This window comes from Ruegeria sp. D6 (assembly GCF_056534365.1).
The window spans coordinates 803,523-819,510 of record NZ_JBQFPH010000002.1 but is presented as its reverse complement, the minus strand read 5'-3'; the positions used below and the strand labels follow the sequence as shown (position 1 = coordinate 819,510).

General features: G+C 56.7%; 11 protein-coding genes. All 11 read right to left on the bottom strand.

All coding sequences use genetic code 11. The annotated features are described in order from the left end of the window. Positions 1–4 precede the first annotated feature (4 nt). Positions 5–1,372: a dipeptidase gene (locus tag ACR0A1_RS11535; protein WP_480867568.1), complete on the bottom strand. Its 1,368-nt coding sequence runs from the start codon at positions 1,370–1,372 to the stop codon at positions 5–7. Positions 1,373–1,480: 108 nt separating this feature from the next. After that, complete coding sequence (locus ACR0A1_RS11530; protein WP_223117037.1) at positions 1,481–2,503, bottom strand: glutathione S-transferase C-terminal domain-containing protein; 1,023 nt, start codon at positions 2,501–2,503, stop codon at positions 1,481–1,483. A 10-nt stretch (positions 2,504–2,513) separates the two neighbouring features. After that, positions 2,514–3,080, bottom strand: a complete 567-nt coding sequence (locus tag ACR0A1_RS11525; protein ID WP_170567349.1) for a hemerythrin domain-containing protein — start codon at positions 3,078–3,080, stop codon at positions 2,514–2,516. A 912-nt stretch (positions 3,081–3,992) separates the two neighbouring features. Beyond that, complete coding sequence (locus ACR0A1_RS11520) at positions 3,993–6,653, bottom strand: molybdopterin-dependent oxidoreductase (RefSeq protein ID WP_480867566.1); 2,661 nt, start codon at positions 6,651–6,653, stop codon at positions 3,993–3,995. Next, positions 6,653–6,985, bottom strand: coding sequence for a nitrite reductase small subunit NirD (gene nirD, locus ACR0A1_RS11515; protein ID WP_170392822.1), 333 nt, complete (start codon positions 6,983–6,985; stop codon positions 6,653–6,655). Before nirD ends, ACR0A1_RS11520 begins: the two co-directional genes overlap by 1 nt. Then, positions 6,982–9,417 carry a nitrite reductase large subunit NirB gene (gene nirB, locus ACR0A1_RS11510; RefSeq protein ID WP_480867563.1) on the bottom strand — a complete coding sequence of 812 codons (2,436 nt, stop codon included), beginning with the start codon at positions 9,415–9,417 and terminating at the stop codon, positions 6,982–6,984. The genes nirD and nirB overlap by 4 nt, the downstream gene beginning before the upstream one ends. A 4-nt stretch (positions 9,418–9,421) precedes the next feature. After that, complete coding sequence (locus ACR0A1_RS11505) at positions 9,422–11,101, bottom strand: ABC transporter ATP-binding protein (RefSeq protein ID WP_170407184.1); 1,680 nt, start codon at positions 11,099–11,101, stop codon at positions 9,422–9,424. 5 nt (positions 11,102–11,106) lie between these two features. Then, on the bottom strand, positions 11,107–12,189 hold the full coding sequence (locus ACR0A1_RS11500) for an ABC transporter permease (protein WP_170407182.1): 1,083 nt from the start codon (positions 12,187–12,189) through the stop codon (positions 11,107–11,109). 73 nt (positions 12,190–12,262) lie between these two features. After that, positions 12,263–13,627 (bottom strand): CmpA/NrtA family ABC transporter substrate-binding protein, encoded by a 1,365-nt coding sequence (locus ACR0A1_RS11495; RefSeq protein ID WP_170407179.1) that lies wholly within the window; start codon positions 13,625–13,627, stop codon positions 12,263–12,265. A gap of 271 nt (positions 13,628–13,898) precedes the next feature. Next, positions 13,899–15,068: an ABC transporter substrate-binding protein gene (locus ACR0A1_RS11490; protein WP_480867561.1), complete on the bottom strand. Its 1,170-nt coding sequence runs from the start codon at positions 15,066–15,068 to the stop codon at positions 13,899–13,901. Beyond that, complete coding sequence (locus ACR0A1_RS11485) at positions 15,065–15,649, bottom strand: ANTAR domain-containing protein (protein ID WP_170513598.1); 585 nt, start codon at positions 15,647–15,649, stop codon at positions 15,065–15,067. Before ACR0A1_RS11485 ends, ACR0A1_RS11490 begins: the two co-directional genes overlap by 4 nt. Between the last annotated feature and the right edge of the window lie 339 nt (positions 15,650–15,988).

Below are 15,988 nucleotides of genomic sequence, written 5' to 3'. Positions count from 1 at the left end.
AGCACTATTCGCCCAACAGTTCCATCAACCGCGCGTAAGCTGTTTGGCCGCGCCTGAAGGTTGGCAGACGGAAAAACTCGTCCGGTGCATGTTGGTTTTCCTCCTCATGTCCAAAGGCAAACATGACAGCGTGCAAACCCAGCTCGTCCAGTAAGGTCGACATCACAGGGATCGAGCCACCAACGCGGGTTTTATAAGCGGGTTTGCCGTAAACCTCTTCGAGAACCTGACCCGCGATGGCAGTTGCGTTGTGGCCAGCAGGTACAAGAAATGGGTCCGCGCGCCCAGGGTTGCGCGATACCTGAGCGGTGACACCCGGCGGGCATTCGGCCTCGACATGGGCGGAGATCAGATCAAAGATCTTTTCAGGACTCTGATTGGCGACCAAGCGACACGTGATCTTAGCCGAAGCAACCGCGGGCAAAACGGTCTTTGTGCCTTCCCCTTGCCAACCGCTGGTCAGCCCATTGACCTCAAGCGTCGGACGTGCCCACAGATTTTCACGTGTGGAATATCCTGGCTCGCCCAAGGTCTCTGGTGCTCCAGTCTGGGCAAGATAGGCCGCTTCATCCCAAGGCACCCGCGCAATTGCCGTGCGATCTTCATCGGTCAGCTCGATGACATCGTCGTAGAAGCCATTCACCGTGATCCGACCATTGGTCGATTTCATACTGGCCAGCAACTGGGCAAGCGCCATCGCGGGATTTGCGACGCCGCCGCCATGCATGCCAGAATGCAGATCGGATTTCGCGCTCTGAACCGAGATCTCAAGTGAGGTGAGCCCTTTCAGACCCAGAACCAGTTGCGGCGTCTCGGTATCCCACTGACTTCCATCGGCTGAAAAGATCATATCGGCCTGAAGTCGGTCGAGATTCGCCTCGATAAAGGGCGGAAGGTCGGGCGATCCGATCTCTTCTTGGCCCTCAAAGAAAAACCGCACGTTCACAGGCAGCTTCCCAGTCTTCGCCAGCAATGCCTCAGCCGCGAGGATCGGTATTAACATTGCACCCTTGTCGTCGGTCGCCCCACGCCCGTAAATCCGATCGCCGCGGATCGTCGGCTCGAACGGAGGCGAGGACCAGAGCTCAAATGGTTCGGCTGGCTGCACGTCAAAATGGCCATAGATCAGGATTGTAGGCGCATCCGGCCCGGCATGCAGCCAATCGGCACAGACCACCGGATGACCTGCTGTCTCCATCATCTGAACGTTTTCCATTCCCGCCATAACCAACCGATCAACCACCCACTGCCCGGCCTTTCGAACATCGCCCGCGTTTTCGGGTTTGGCTGATACCGATGGTATACGAATGAAGTCGCACAGCTCTTCAACAAAGCGCGATTGGTGTGTGTCGAGATATTCGGTCCAGCTCATTCCATGCCCTCTCTGATGCTGGCGCCTAACTTACGAAACTGGACGTGGCCCGCAAGCCTACGGAAATCAGTGCATCCTGACCCCAATGTAAAGCCAAACTGACGACGCCTACAGAACTGCGAGATCAGGGCGTAAATAGGCCTCAGGGTAAGACATTGGTTTAGATGGCCCTCGGGGAACAACGCCATTCCAACTGCGCCCGAAATATCCCTGGCGGCAATGCACAAGGGATCCGGAGTTTGCAACGCCGGGCAGTGCATACACACGGCATAGCCAACGCCATAAGTATGGATAGTCCAATATCCGCGCTCCGTTAAGCTTCATCCGCACATAGTAGACGGGATCATGGCGATAAAGCGTAGGGAACAGGCGCAGATCGGCCTCTGTGAAGTGAATGCCGGTTAAAAAAGGCCTGCCATCAGAAAGGAGCTGCTCCAATTGTTCAAGTGCCTCGAAATAGGCGTCAAATGCTGCCGTATAGATCGTTTGATCGGACGAAAATCCGGCCTTGTAGGCGCCGTTGTTGATCGCGGTGTAGATCAAGTCATTCAAGTTATGGATGTGTTGGCGCAGTGCTTCGTCGTCCGGGTAAAGCCTCACGCGCCTCTTTGCTGGGATGGTGCCGCCAAGGGACTCTGCAGAGGCATCCAACATGCGGATAATTTCGGCGCTTTCGTTGCTCACGATTTGGCCTGATTTCTTATCATAAAGGATCGGCAGGGATTGCTCTTCGGAGCCTTCGGCACGGTAAATATCTTTGGCAAGGCGCAGTCCTCTGCCAGTTCCGGTCTCTCCGGTGCACTCTGGCAAGGTCTCGCTTGTGAGCGAAGCAATGCGGTTGGGTGCGAACTCCCACAGGTTCGGTCCTTCTGGATCGTCTTTGCCAGTGCGGTTGGGAAATGCCACATCCATCGTGACGCCGTCCTGCAACCCCAGAACACTGCGCGCCAAGGTCACGCGATGACACCACGGGCAATTCAGCGCCACAAACAGGTGATATCGGTTGGGTTCTGCAGGAAAATCCGGATCGCCAACGGCGTGGCGAAAGCCGCTGACGCCGCGCACAAATTCACCCCGTGCGCGGCGCTCAGTGATGGCAGTCTGGTCTTCTTCAATAGATGTGTCGATCATGACGTCAGCATCATCCTCTGAGTCTGTGATGCAAGATAATTGGTACGGCCAATTCTTCTTCATCACTCAAGTGGCGTTCCAGAAACGCTTTGATCGCTTTGCTTGTCGCATGGAGCTGCCCGGTCTCATCATAGGCCTGGGCCTCATCCAGAGCAGACAGTTTGATCACACGGTTCGCTGCGCGGGTGAAATCATCCAACACCTTGTTCAGATCGGCGTGATCCTGTTCCAGAAGCTCAAGCCCCGCATCAAATCGCGGGTCTGCAGTCGACAATTCAGGGAAATAGCTACGATCTTCCCAGCCGTGATGACCATGCAGGCTCCCGACCAGGTTGCCGCCATAGTGGGACAGCCGCCCAGCATAATCGTCCAACCCCAAATCGTTGTTCAACACATTTTCCGTGTCCAATCGAATACGTTCCGCCAAGTGGTGGAACATCAGGTGTGCGCCGAGCCAATGCTTGGTTTTTTCTTTGAACCCAGGGTGCGCATCCCAGCTGTCGCGCGGGTATTTTTCCAAGAGAAACCGCATTTCTTTCGGCATATCGTCTTGGCGGATAGTGTATTTATCGAGCATCGGTCGTCTCCTTTCGTGACATAGGTGGGAAATCGGATCAGCCTCACCAGTAGCGCAAAACGCACAGTGACTATGCGTCAGCGAACCCCCGCAAAGTGCATGCCGCCTTGATTAGCGATCGCGTATTTAAGTTGGTGATGTCACGTTGCGTGAAGTCAGACAGGCTGTCTTCGCCGCAAACGCCAGCGTAGACCTGCATAAATTGAGCGGTTATACCAGAGTTTCGCGCGAACCGTTACGCACCGACCTTCAATTCAAACACTGGGTTGTAATGCACGCTCTAGTGCGCGCTTCTCCGTTGGCCATTCAGATTAGAAGTGCGGGGCAAAAAAAACGCACCCCGCACCAGCTTCTAACGACCGCCCGCTTTCCCGGGCATGTTCATCCGCTTGGCCGTTCGTCGTGGCATTTTCATGCGCAGGTCACGCGGCGGTTTGGCTTTGGTCTTCACACGATTCGCAGATTTCGATGTGTCCTCCGCAGCAGGAAGGGTTCGCACAAGGGCGATTTTTGGTGGCTTAAAGGGCATATTGCACCTCATGACAAAAAGAAGGTTAAGTCGCGCAGATGCACGACTACGAATGCCCACAAGGGGCTAGCGTCGTGTGTCCATTGTCAGAGTCCTCTGCAGGAGTGTTTCGGTGCGCATTCTGCCATTTAGGTCAGCGCGCGGCGGGATCAGAAAGTATGCTGGTCCATTGTCAGAATATCCTTTGCGAGTGTTGGGAGCGTCTCAGACAACCGAGTATCTGTCAAACCTGTTCAACGAACAGCGACATTTGTCGCCTCGCTTCCGAGCGCGGCCCTGAACTGCGGTTGGTCGATCGGTATCATTGCAATTGCGCGTGGCGTCAGAGAAGAAATTTCTGCTCAACCAAAACAGACTGCAGTCCTGCATCAAGAACCTTGAGACTACCCCAATTGTTCATGCGGGCATTTCTTAGGCTTATTGCTGATCAATTTCGAATGCTCGGCGATCAAGTCAGCTAACTCTGGCCGGCATGAACCGCAGTTCGTTCCCGCATTAAGGGCGTCTCCGATATCGTCCATATTGATCAAACGCTTGTCGTGAATGGCGCGGATAAGGGTTTTTAGCCCGACTTCGAAACACGAACAGACGATTGGGCCGCAGTCCTCAGAATCAACAGATGACTGGCCAGACAGAATCTGCTGAGGCGTTACCTCAGGCAAAGTTGCCAAATAGTCTCGCATCAGGGTGATAGGTCGGCGCGAGACGAAGAGCACTGCCAGAATGCGCTGACCGTCTGACAGCGCAATTCTATAAGAGCCGCGTTTGGGATCTTCTACTGAAGTCACCGTTGCATCCGGTAAACTAAACCAAACGCGAGCGGTCTTTTCCCAGTTTTCAATAATCTGGTTCCCTGCCAACTCCATCCTGTAGCCGTTGGTTGTTCTGGCTGTCGCCGAATACTCTGCTTCAGGGAACGCTGCATCGGCTGAAACGGCGAAACCGTACCATGCTGCTCTCATACGTCGAACAGATACCGCTGTTGATTTGCTTTCCGGCTGACCAGAAATCGGGTCAGTTACACTGGGAATTATCTCGTTTACACGGGCCGACGGTGCCGTTTCTCCGGTCCAGTGAATGGGCGCAAACACATTGCCACGCGCAATAGATTCCGTAATGCGAAGCCGAAATATGCCGCTGCCGACTGAACTGCTAACTTCGACCAAATCGGCAGGACCAAGCCCCATTTGATCAACGTCCTTCGGGTTCATTTCCAAATAGGGCTCGGCAAGGTGGGCCGATAAGCGAGGCGATAATCCGGATCGGGTCATGGTGTGCCACTGATCCCGATTTCTCCCTGTGTTCAACAGGAAAGGGTAGCGTTCTGATGGCTCTGCCTTGGGCGTTCGATGGGTGACCGGCACAAACCGCGCCTTGCCATCAGGATGAAAAAACTGCCCGTCTCCGAAGAAACGACCGTCAGTTTTCCGCGATGCCGTGGGCCATCGTGTCGGGCACATCGCATCATAATCTTCGTCGTTGATGTCCGAAAAGCCAGCAATCTCAAAGTCTTTGCCAAATGAGACGGCGAGCGAGGACATGTTCGCATATTCCCTAAAAATCTGCGCCGCAGACTCATAGCTGAAGGCCTCGGCCCAACCCATGCGGCGGCCAACCTCGGCCAAGATATCCCAATCCGCTCGTGCCTGTCCCGGAGGGGTCAGAACGGCGCGTTGCCTGCTGATCATGCGGTCGGAATTGGTTGCTGTGCCGCTTTTTTCGCCCCATCCTGCTGCTGGAAGCAATACGTCTGCGAGACGCGCGGTGTCTGTTTGGGCAGTCAGGTCGCTTACAACGGTGAATGGGCAGTTATTGATCGCCGCCTTGACACGATCGGCGTCCGGCATCGTGGCCGCTGGATTGGTGTGGATGATCCAAAGTGCTTTGATCTGTCCATCTTTAACGTCGCGAAACATGTCGACAGCTTTGAGCCCTTGCTTTTCTGGCAGGATGGGCGCTTTCCAAAAGTCCCGGACGGCTGCTCTGTGGGCCTCGTTTTCGATATCCAGGTGACACGCAAGCATGTTGGCCAGACCGCCGACCTCTCGACCACCCATGGCGTTTGGTTGACCGGTAACCGAGAACGGGCCCATCCCTGCGCGTCCGATGCGTCCCGTAGCCAGATGGCAGTTCAGGATCGCGTTGACTTTGTCTGTTCCGCTGGAGGATTGGTTTACGCCTTGACTGAAAATCGTAACAACCCGCTCGGTTCCAATCCACAGATCGCAAAACGCTTCGATTTCACCTGGGGTAAGTCCGGTCTCATCCGGATCATCAAGCTGTGCGAGTTCGAGGGCTTCAGTGTACCCTACGCTGCGATCCAGAAAATCCGGTGCCACATGCCCCGATTGGTGAATTCTGGTCAGCAGACGATTGAACAACGCCACGTCGCTGCCGGGTTGCAACGCCAGATGGAGATCGGCCTGATCGCAGCTGGCTGTTCGGCGCGGGTCGACAACCACAATCTTCGTACCGCGCGCCTGACGCGCAGCTATGACGCGTTGATAGAGAACGGGATGGCACCATGCGAGGTTTGAGCCAACCAAGACAACCAAATCAGCCTCATCCAGATCCTCATAAGTCCCGGGCACGGTATCTGTGCCAAAGGCGCGTTTGTGTCCGGCCACAGTTGACGCCATACACAGTCGAGAATTGGTGTCGATGTTGGCCGACCCCATAAAACCCTTCATCAGCTTGTTGGCGACGTAATAATCCTCTGTCAGCAACTGCCCCGAGACGTAAAATGCCACGCTGTCCGGTCCATGGTTCTTGATTGCGGCAGAAAACCGATCTGCGACCAGTTGCAACGCGTTGTCCCAGTTTGTGTCTCGGCCGAAGGCGCGAGGAGCCAGCAACCGATGTTCCAGCCCAACTGTTTCGCCCAAAGCCAATCCTTTCGAGCACAAACGCCCAAAATTCGCTGGATGATCCGGATCGCCGCGAACGGTCAAGCCTCCGGCCCCATCGGGCCGCAAAAGCACACCGCAGCCGACCCCGCAATAGGCGCAAGTCGAGCGAACTTCAGGCAGACCACTTCCGTCCATCAGGCGGCGCTCCGCCGGGTAACTGCGCTGTCGTCTAACAGGATACGGTCGTCTTCAATGCGCACGGGATAGATGGTGATGCGGCCATCATCCGCGCCTTGCGCCTCGCCCGTATTCAGGTCAAATACCCAATTGTGCAAAGGACAGGTCACCGACTGCCCGTGCACGATACCCTCAGACAAAGGACCGCCCTTGTGCGGACAGCTGTTGGTCGCGGCATAGACCTCCACCTCGGCAGTACGGAAGACAGCGATGCAGCCGATATGCGTCTTGACCAGACGCGCCCCACGCAAGGGAACCTCGTCGATATGTCCGATGTCGATCCAGCTCATTCCGCGGCCTCCAATGTGAAATCTGCAATTGGCGCGTAGGTTTGCGCTTTTTCTTTGACGTGTTCGGCCCACGGGTCTTTGCGGTAGATGTTTTGCGACAATTCGAACCGCGCGACGAGGGCCGCGCGATTTTCAAGGTCGTCCACGACCTGCACCTTGACCCAGTCCATGCCCACCTTACCCAGCCATTTATACAGGCGATCCAGATATTTACCGCCTTCTCGATAGGCCTGCGTGACGGCCATCACGATCTCGATCGCTTCTTCTTCGGCAGGAATCTGACAGAGTAGCTCGGTCTCTTTGACATCCAACCCTGCGGCCCCGCCGATGCTGATCTGATAGCCAGATTCGACGCAGACTACGCCGATATCCTTGCAGGTCGCCTCGGCACAGTTTCGAGGGCAGCCAGATACGGCCAGCTTCAGCTTGTGCGGCGTCCACGACCCCCACAGGATTCTTTCAAGCTTTATGCCAAGCCCGGTGCTGTCCTGAGTACCAAACCGGCAATGATCGGTGCCGACGCAGGTTTTGACCGTGCGCAAACCTTTGGAATAGGCATGGCCAGAGACCAGCCCGGCTTTGTTCAGGTCTGACCACATGGCGGGCAGATCTTCGCCTTTGACGCCCAGCAGATCGATCCGCTGACCCCCCGTGACCTTGACGGTGGGAACATCGTATTTATCCGCCGCATCTGCAATGGCGCGCAGTTCATCGGGCGTGGTGATCCCGCCCCACATACGCGGTACAACGCTGAACGTGCCATCCTTCTGGATGTTGGCGTGTTTGCGTTCATTGACGAAACGGCTTTGTGGGTCGTCTTGGTATTCCAGCGGCCAGTCGGCCAGCAGGTAGTAGTTGATCGCGGGCCGACACACATGGCAGCCATTGGGCGTCGTCCAACCCAGTTCCTGCCAGACGGCAGCCTGACTTTTTAACTCCTGCCCTTTGATCAGGCGTCGCACATCCTCATGAGTCAGGTCGGTGCATCCGCAGACCGGCTGCGCGGCAGGCATCTGGAACGCGTCGCCCAGAGTGACCTGCAACAATTGCTCAACCAATCCTGTGCAAGTTCCGCAGGATGCGCTAGCCTTTGTGGTCGTGCGCACCGCGCCCAGATCACCCGCCCCCGCATTGATCGCCTCGACGATGTCACCTTTGCATACGCCGTTGCAGCCGCAAATCTCCGCCTCATGCGGCAATGCTGCAACGGCTGAGAGAGGGTCCGCAGTGTCGCCCCCCTGATATGCGGGTCCGAAGATCAGCGTCTCGCGCATTTCTTCTACGCTGGTGCCGTCTTTGATGAGGCCAAAGAACCAGCTGCCATCAGTGGTGTCACCATACATGACCGCGCCGACCAGCCGATCCTCTTCAATCACAAGCCGTTTGTAGACCCCGCGCGAGGGGTCGCGGAACACGATATCCTCGCGCCCCGGCCCATCCGCAAAATCCCCCGCACTGAACAGATCGCAGCCGGTGACCTTCAACTTGGTCGAGAGGGTTTTCTGAGCAAACGCAGCCTCTTCACCCAACAAAGCCTGCGCAGCCACTTTCGCCTGATCGTAAAGCGGCGCGACAAGACCGAAGACCGCCCCGTCATGTTCGACGCATTCACCTACCGCAAAGACATCCGGATCCGAAGTCAGCATCTGGTCATCCACATGGATACCGCGCCCGGTGGCCAGCCCAGCCTCTTGCGCCAGAGCTGTGTTGGGGCGGATACCCACGGCCATGACAAGCAGATCACAGGGCAATTCGGTCCCGTCGTCCAGAAGCAGCGCGCGGACCTTTCCGTCCTGTCCGAGGATTTCTTTAGAGTTCGCCTGCAGGCAAATCCTGATGCCTTTGTCTTCTAGCGATTTCTTCAGCAGGTAGCCTGCGGCCTCGTCCAGCTGTCGCTCCATCAGGTGACCCATGATATGCACCACCGTCACGTCAACGCCATGGGCAGCCATACCCGCGGCGGCCTCGAGCCCCAGCAAGCCGCCGCCGATCACGACCACCTTGTTGTCAGGGCCCATGCCCATCATTTGCTTGGTGTCTTCCAGATCGCGGTAGGCAATCACACCCTCCAGATCATGCCCTGGCAGAGGGATCATGAACGGGTTAGACCCGGTCGCAATCACCAGCTTGTCATAGGGAACGTGGCCGTTCTGACCTTCGACCACCTTCATCTCGCGGTCGATCTTCGCGACCTTTTCACCAAAGCGGCAGGCAATGCCCCGCGCGGCATACCACGCGTCGTCATGGGTGACGATCTCTTCATAGGTTTTCTCGCCCGAGAGTACCGGGCTGAGCATGATGCGGTTGTAGTTCCCGCGCGGCTCGGCGTTGAACAGGGTGATGTCGAACGTATCCGGCGCGGCGTCGGTCAGGTGTTCCAACACCCGGCCTGAGGCCATACCCGCGCCTATGACAACAAGTCTTTGCTTCATGATTTCACTCCGCTGCAATCGCCTTGGGGGCGGGTGTTTTTGGCTTGGCGCCATGTTCATATTCTTCGAGGAAATCGAGGACTTCCTGCCGGTAAGCATAGTAATCCGGATGCTCCAGAAGGGCTTTGCGCGTGCGCGGACGCGGCAGCTCAACCTTGGTGATCTTGCCGATCGTTGCCTGCGGACCGTTGGTCATCATCACCACGCGATCGGCCAGTAAGATGGCCTCATCCACGTCGTGGGTAACGCAGATCGCAGTGACCTTGGTGCGGGACCAGACCTCCATCAGGACTTCCTGTAATTCCCACCGGGTCAGGCTGTCGAGCATCCCAAAGGGCTCATCCAGCAACAGCAGCTTGGGGGACAGGGCAAAGGCGCGGGCGATGCCGACGCGTTGCTTCATGCCGTTCGACAAGTCGGAGGCGGATTTGTCCATCGCGTCAGCCAAACCGACCCGTTCCAGATAGTATTCGACCACATCCTGACGCTCGGCCATGCTGGCCTTTGGATAGACCTTGTCCACCCCAATCGCGACGTTCTCCTTGGCGGTTAACCATGGGAACAGGTTGGGGGATTGGAACACCACCGCGCGTTCGGGATCGGCCCCTTCGACGTGACGGCCATCCAGCTTGATCGCACCCTTCGAGATGTCGTTCAGCCCCGCCGCCATGGTCAAAACCGTGGACTTGCCACAACCCGAATGGCCGATCAGCGAGATGAACTCGCCCTTGTCGATCTTCAGTTCGAAATCCTCGACCACGGTCAGAGGGCCTTTGGGCGTCGGATACACCTTGTGAAGCTGCGAGAAGTCGAGGAAGCGGTTCTCGATCAGCCCCTTTTGCGCCTCGGCCACCGCCGTTGGAACACCGTGGATTGGAGTGACATCCGGGAGGATACGCGAGCCTTCGACCTTGGCCTCGATCCCCACATCCATCAGGTATTTGGTGACGTCCGCGCGCAGGCGTTTGAAAGTCTCGTCATTGTTCATCGCAGCGCGTTCGCGCGGACGCGGGATTGAGACAGGGAATTCCTGCCCCAGTGTGCCATCCGGGTTCAGGGCAATGATGCGGTCGGCCAGAATGATTGCCTCGTCCACATCATTGGTGATCAGTACGCAGGTTTTTTTGTCGGCTTCCCAAATGTGTTCGATCTCATCAGCCAGATTGGCGCGGGTCAGCGCGTCGAGCGCCGACAGAGGCTCATCCAGCAACAAAACTTCGGGGTTCATCGACAACGCACGCGCCACGTTGACCCGCTGGCGCATGCCACCCGACAGCTCGGCCGGACGGCGTGTGGCGGCATGGCTGAGGCCAACCATCTGTACATAATGCGCGACTTTCTCGGCTTTCTCGGTCTTGCTGAGACCCGGGAAGACCGTATCAACCGCCAGACCCACATTGCCGCTGACCGTCAGCCACGGCATCAGCGAGTAGTTCTGGAAGATCACGCCCCGCTCCGGGCCCGGCCCTTTGATCGGGGTACCTTTGAACGTGACCTCTCCGCTGGTTGGGCTATCCAGCCCGGCCATCAGATTGATCAGGGTCGTCTTGCCAGTGCCCGAGAAGCCAAGGATCACCAGAAACTCACCCTCTTGCACGTTCAGATCGATGCCTTTCAGCACATCCGTGCGAGCGGTGCCTTCACCGAAGGATTTCGAGGCGTTCTTGAAACTTAGGATGCTCATCGCACTCACCGGTTGTTTGTGAAGGTAAACAGGGATTGCAGCGCGTACATCACCCGGTCCAGCAGGAAGCCGATGATACCGATGGTGAAGACCGCAACCATGATCTTGGCGAGCGAACTGGAGGAACCGTTCTGGAACTCATCCCAGACGAATTTGCCCAGACCGGGGTTCTGCGCCAGCATTTCCGCCGCAATCAGAACCATCCAGCCGACGCCCAGTGACAGGCGCAGGCCGGTGAAGATCAGAGGCAGGGCAGAGGGCAGCACCAGTTTGGTGATCTTGGTATAGGTGTTCATTTTCAGGACTTTGGAGACATTCACCAGGTCCTTATCGATGGAGGCTACACCCAAAGATGTATTGATCAATGTGGGCCATAGCGAACACAGAGTCACGGTAATGGCCGAGATCAGGAAGGATTTCGCGAACCAGCCGTCATTGGTGACGTAAACGGCCGAGACGATCATCGTGACGATCGGCAACCAGGCCAGAGGCGAGACCGGTTTGAAGATCTGGATTAGCGGGTTTAGGGCTGCATTTGCAGTCGGAGACAGGCCGGCCGCGATACCAAGTGGGACCGCGATGACGGTGGCGATCAGAAACCCAAAAAACACTGTTTTGATCGAAGTCCAGATTTGCTGGTAATAGGTCGGAGCACCCGTGAAGGCGACCTCTTTCACTTTCTCCGGCTGGCCAGCGTCAATGAATTTCTGATTGCGCTTCTCGACCATGGCCTCGAACTTCGCGCGTTTGGCCGCTTTGGCCTTGGCATCCTGGTTCAGGCTGACCATCTCTTCCCAAACCTGCGCCGGCCCCGGAACCGCGCCGAGAGAGGTCTGCACCTTGGGGGCCAGCGTTCCCCACAGCAACAAGAAGGCGCAGATCGACAACAGAGGCACGATCAGCAACCGCCATATCTCGGTCATCTGAGCGCGGGGATTGTCTCCGGCAGCAGCTTTCAGGATGGGTGTGGCCCAGCTGAGTCCCAGCACCTGGAACCATTTGTCGGCTGCATTGATGCGGGTGAAAAGGCGGGCGCGACGTTCCTCTCGGGCGGCGTCTGCGTTGAATTCGGGATCGACCGTTGTCATCTGATGTGTCCTTGCGATGGCGGGGCACTTTGGGGGCTGCGCCCGGCGCGGGCCGGGCGCGGGTTTTGGGGAATTAGCCTTGCACGTCCGAGCCGATGATCTTCTGCTCGCCCTTCAGGCCTATGGACAGGCTTTCGAGATAGGCGTTGGGTGTGCGTCCGTCGTAAGCGATGCCGTCAATGATATCCTCGGCCGGGGTCGGCGCTTTGTAACCATCGCTGTCCCAGGGGAAGTCGGCTTCATTCGCCAGACCTTCGTCGACCAGCAAGCGGGCGGCTTCCAAATAGATCTCGGGTTTGTAGACGGACTTGGCGACCTCGTCATACCAGCTGTCGGGCTTGGACTCGGCAATCTGCCCCCAGCGGCGCATCTGCGTCAGGTACCAAACGGCGTCCGAGTAGAACGGATAGGTCGCGTTGTAGCGGAAAAACACGTTGAAATCGGGGACCTCACGCTTGTCGCCCTTCTCATACTCAAACGTGCCGGTCATCGAGTTGGCGATAACCTCATAATCCGCGCCCACATATTCAGCCCGGCTCAGAATCTCGACTGCTTCAGGGCGGTTGGCATTTTCGTTCTCGTCCAGCCACATCGCCGCACGTATCAGGGCCTTGGTCACGGCCAGAGTGGTGTTGGGGTACTGTTCTGCGAACTCGGCATTGAGACCAAAGACCTTTTCGGGGTTGTTCTTCCACAGCTCGTAGTCGGTAATAACCGGAACGCCGATACCCTTGAACACAGCCTGCTGATTCCACGGCTCGCCCACGCAATAGCCATAGATCGTGCCGGCCTCCAACGTGGCAGGCATCTGCGGTGGAGGGGTCACCGACAGGAACACATCCGCACCAATCTGACCGGTCACGTTTTCAGGGCTGTAGTAACCCGGATGCAGACCACCGGCGGCCAGCCAATAGCGCAGCTCGTAGTTATGGGTCGAAACCGGGAAGACCATGCCCATGTTAAAGGGCTTGCCTTCTGATTTGTACTTCTCGACGACCGGGGCCAGAGCCTCGGCGCTGATCGGATGCTGGGGACGGCCGTCGTCCATCACCGGGATGTTCGGCTTCATCTCTTCCCAAATCTCATTGGACACGGTGATGCCGTTGCCGTTCAGGTCCATTGAGAATGGCGTGATGATATGGGCTTCGGTCCCATACCCGATGGTTGCGGCCAATGGTTGTCCAGCCAGCATATGTGCGCCGTCAAGCTGTCCGTCAATCACGCCATCCAACAGCACCTTCCAGTTTGCTTGTGCTTCCAGCGTCACGAACAGGCCTTCGTCCAGAAAGTACCCATTCTCATAGGCGACAGCCAGCGGCGCCATGTCGGTCAGTTTGATAAAGCCAAAGGTCAGCTCGTCTTTTTCCAGTTCCAATTCGGCCAGTGCTGGAGACACAAGCGCCGTCGTCGCGGCGAGGCCTAAAAGAAGCTTTTTCATCTCGATCCCTTTCGGTTCAGCCCAACCCCATGGGCAAACAAAAAAAGCCGCCGACACAGTCCGCCGGGAGGAGGTGGCGGATGGTCGAGCGGCTTTGCTCTTCTAAGGTGCCCTGGATTGTGGGCGAATTCCGTCGGTGGGCGTCGTTGCCTTCCGATGTCCCGATTAAGTCAGACGCGCAGTGCGACGTCATCATTTTTTGACATCTTCACTTCGAGAATTCTGCAGCGCAGCAAAAAGAGATGCTGCGCTGCAAAAATTTTGTGCAATCTTACCCTGCGGGCTCGAAAATGCGCCGGTCGAAGAAGACGTTCCGAGACAGAATCAGGCTGCCATTGGCCGAGGCAACTGCCGTCGACTCAGACAAAGCTCCTTCAAGTTTCTCGGATGCGCCGGGTGTCTCCACACCAAGCCCTTGCAACTCGCGACGATAGAGATCACTTCGAAAGACTTTAGCTGCTTGTCGTTCCGATGTCCCGACGTCCAGCCCGTTTCTTAGCGCCAATTGATGCGCGACCCATTTGGCCTGACTACGCCACGGGAAGGTGGCAGCACCGTCAAAAAACTCGACAAACCCTTCCACACTGCGTTGCTCGCCGCGTGCAGATATGGCGAACTCACCCATTAACGCTCGGTCAATCAGCTCGGGTGAGACATTGAGGTAGGTTTTGCGTGACAGCATCTCGGACGCGGTTGTTCGGCTGTCAGTGTTTGACAGCCAGCGTCCCGCACGCCATACGGTCCGCATGAGACTTCCCAGCAAATGCGGTTCCGTCTCGGCCCAGTCGTTTCTGACTGCCAACACCTTTTCAGGTGCACAAGTCCAGATCGCCTTTCCGGGCAACAGCAGTGCGCCAACACTGTCGTCCACTGCGAAGGAGCCCCAAGGCTCGCCCACGCAAAAGGCATCGATCTCGCCTCCCGCAAGCGCCTGCGCCATGAGTGGCGGCGGGACGGTGCGGATTTCGACCTGTTTTGAGGCCAGTTTGGTTCCCGCAATCCAATAGCGCAGTAGCTCGACATGCATTGAAAATGGGAAAGGCACGCCAAACACCAAGACTTCATCGGCAGCTTTTGCCAGTGCAGCCCCAGCCACAGCGGCATCGGTGAAATCAAAACCATAGCCCTGGTCGATCAGTCGCTCGGCCAATTGCGTTCCAACACCTATAACATTGCCGTTCAAAGACAGGACAGATACCGCAGATAGCGGTGTCGCGATTCCACCAAGACCCAAAGCCATCGCAACGGGGACAGGCGATAGTAGATGCGCCGCGTCCACATGCCCAAAGGCCAGCATATCGCGCAAAGAGGACCACGATGGCGCCGGACGCAGGTCCAGCGAGATGCCTTCAGCATGGTCGAACCCCATTTCGCGCGCAACGATCAACGGGGCCGCGTCGACAAGCGGCATATACGCGACGGGCAGTGTTACGGTTCTCATGACAACAACCCCGAAGCAGTGACCAAGGCTTCGGCCACCTCGGCGACGCGGCGGTTTTGGTTCATCGCGGTTTTTCGGAGTAGCGCATAGGCTTCGTCTTCCGAAATGCCCTTGGCTTTCATCAGCAAACCTTTTGCGCGGTCGATCACTTTACGCTCTTCAAGCGCACGGCGGGTTTCTGCAAGTTCAGTCCGCATCTGGCGCAACACCTGAAACCGAGCGATGGCGGTATCGATAACAGGTTTAATTCGCTCAGCTTGCAATCCATCGACAACATAGGCCGATACACCGGCCTCAACAGCAGCTTTTGCCAATCCGCCTGCGGCGCCTGAGACGAACATAGCCACGGGTCGTTCCAATGGGCCCGAAGCAACGGTAAGTTCTTCCAACATATCTCGAGAGGGGTTGTCGATATCAATCAGGACAATATCTGGGCTATGAGTAGCAATTTTCCTTGCCAGCCCGGAGACATTGCCGATTACAGAAACGTCTACGTCTCCGGCCTCTTTAAGAGCATCTACAATCGCAAAGGCTCGTTCTTGGTTCTGCTCGACCACAACGACAGTTAGATGTTGGTTCATAGGGTCACAAGTGAGGCCAAGGCGCATTGGTAGCAATTCCAGCGCCATTTAATGCTTCATCAGGCTGCCGTTCGCCCAATTTTTCAGCTTGATTTCACACTTAGCGGAATAGCTGCACAGTTTTTCTACATGCCATCAAAGAAATCCGTAATAGCACATCGCATCATTTTTTGGTTTTTCAGTTGCGCTACCAGTTTGCTTGAGGCCCAGATTCCACTTCCATTTGCAGATCAAAACCGAATGTCCGCTTTGACAACTAATACAATGTGTTCCCGCGCCTGCAGCAAATGACCGCTTTCCGCCGATTCTTTAGAAAAGCAACGTGTTCTGGAGCAGAAG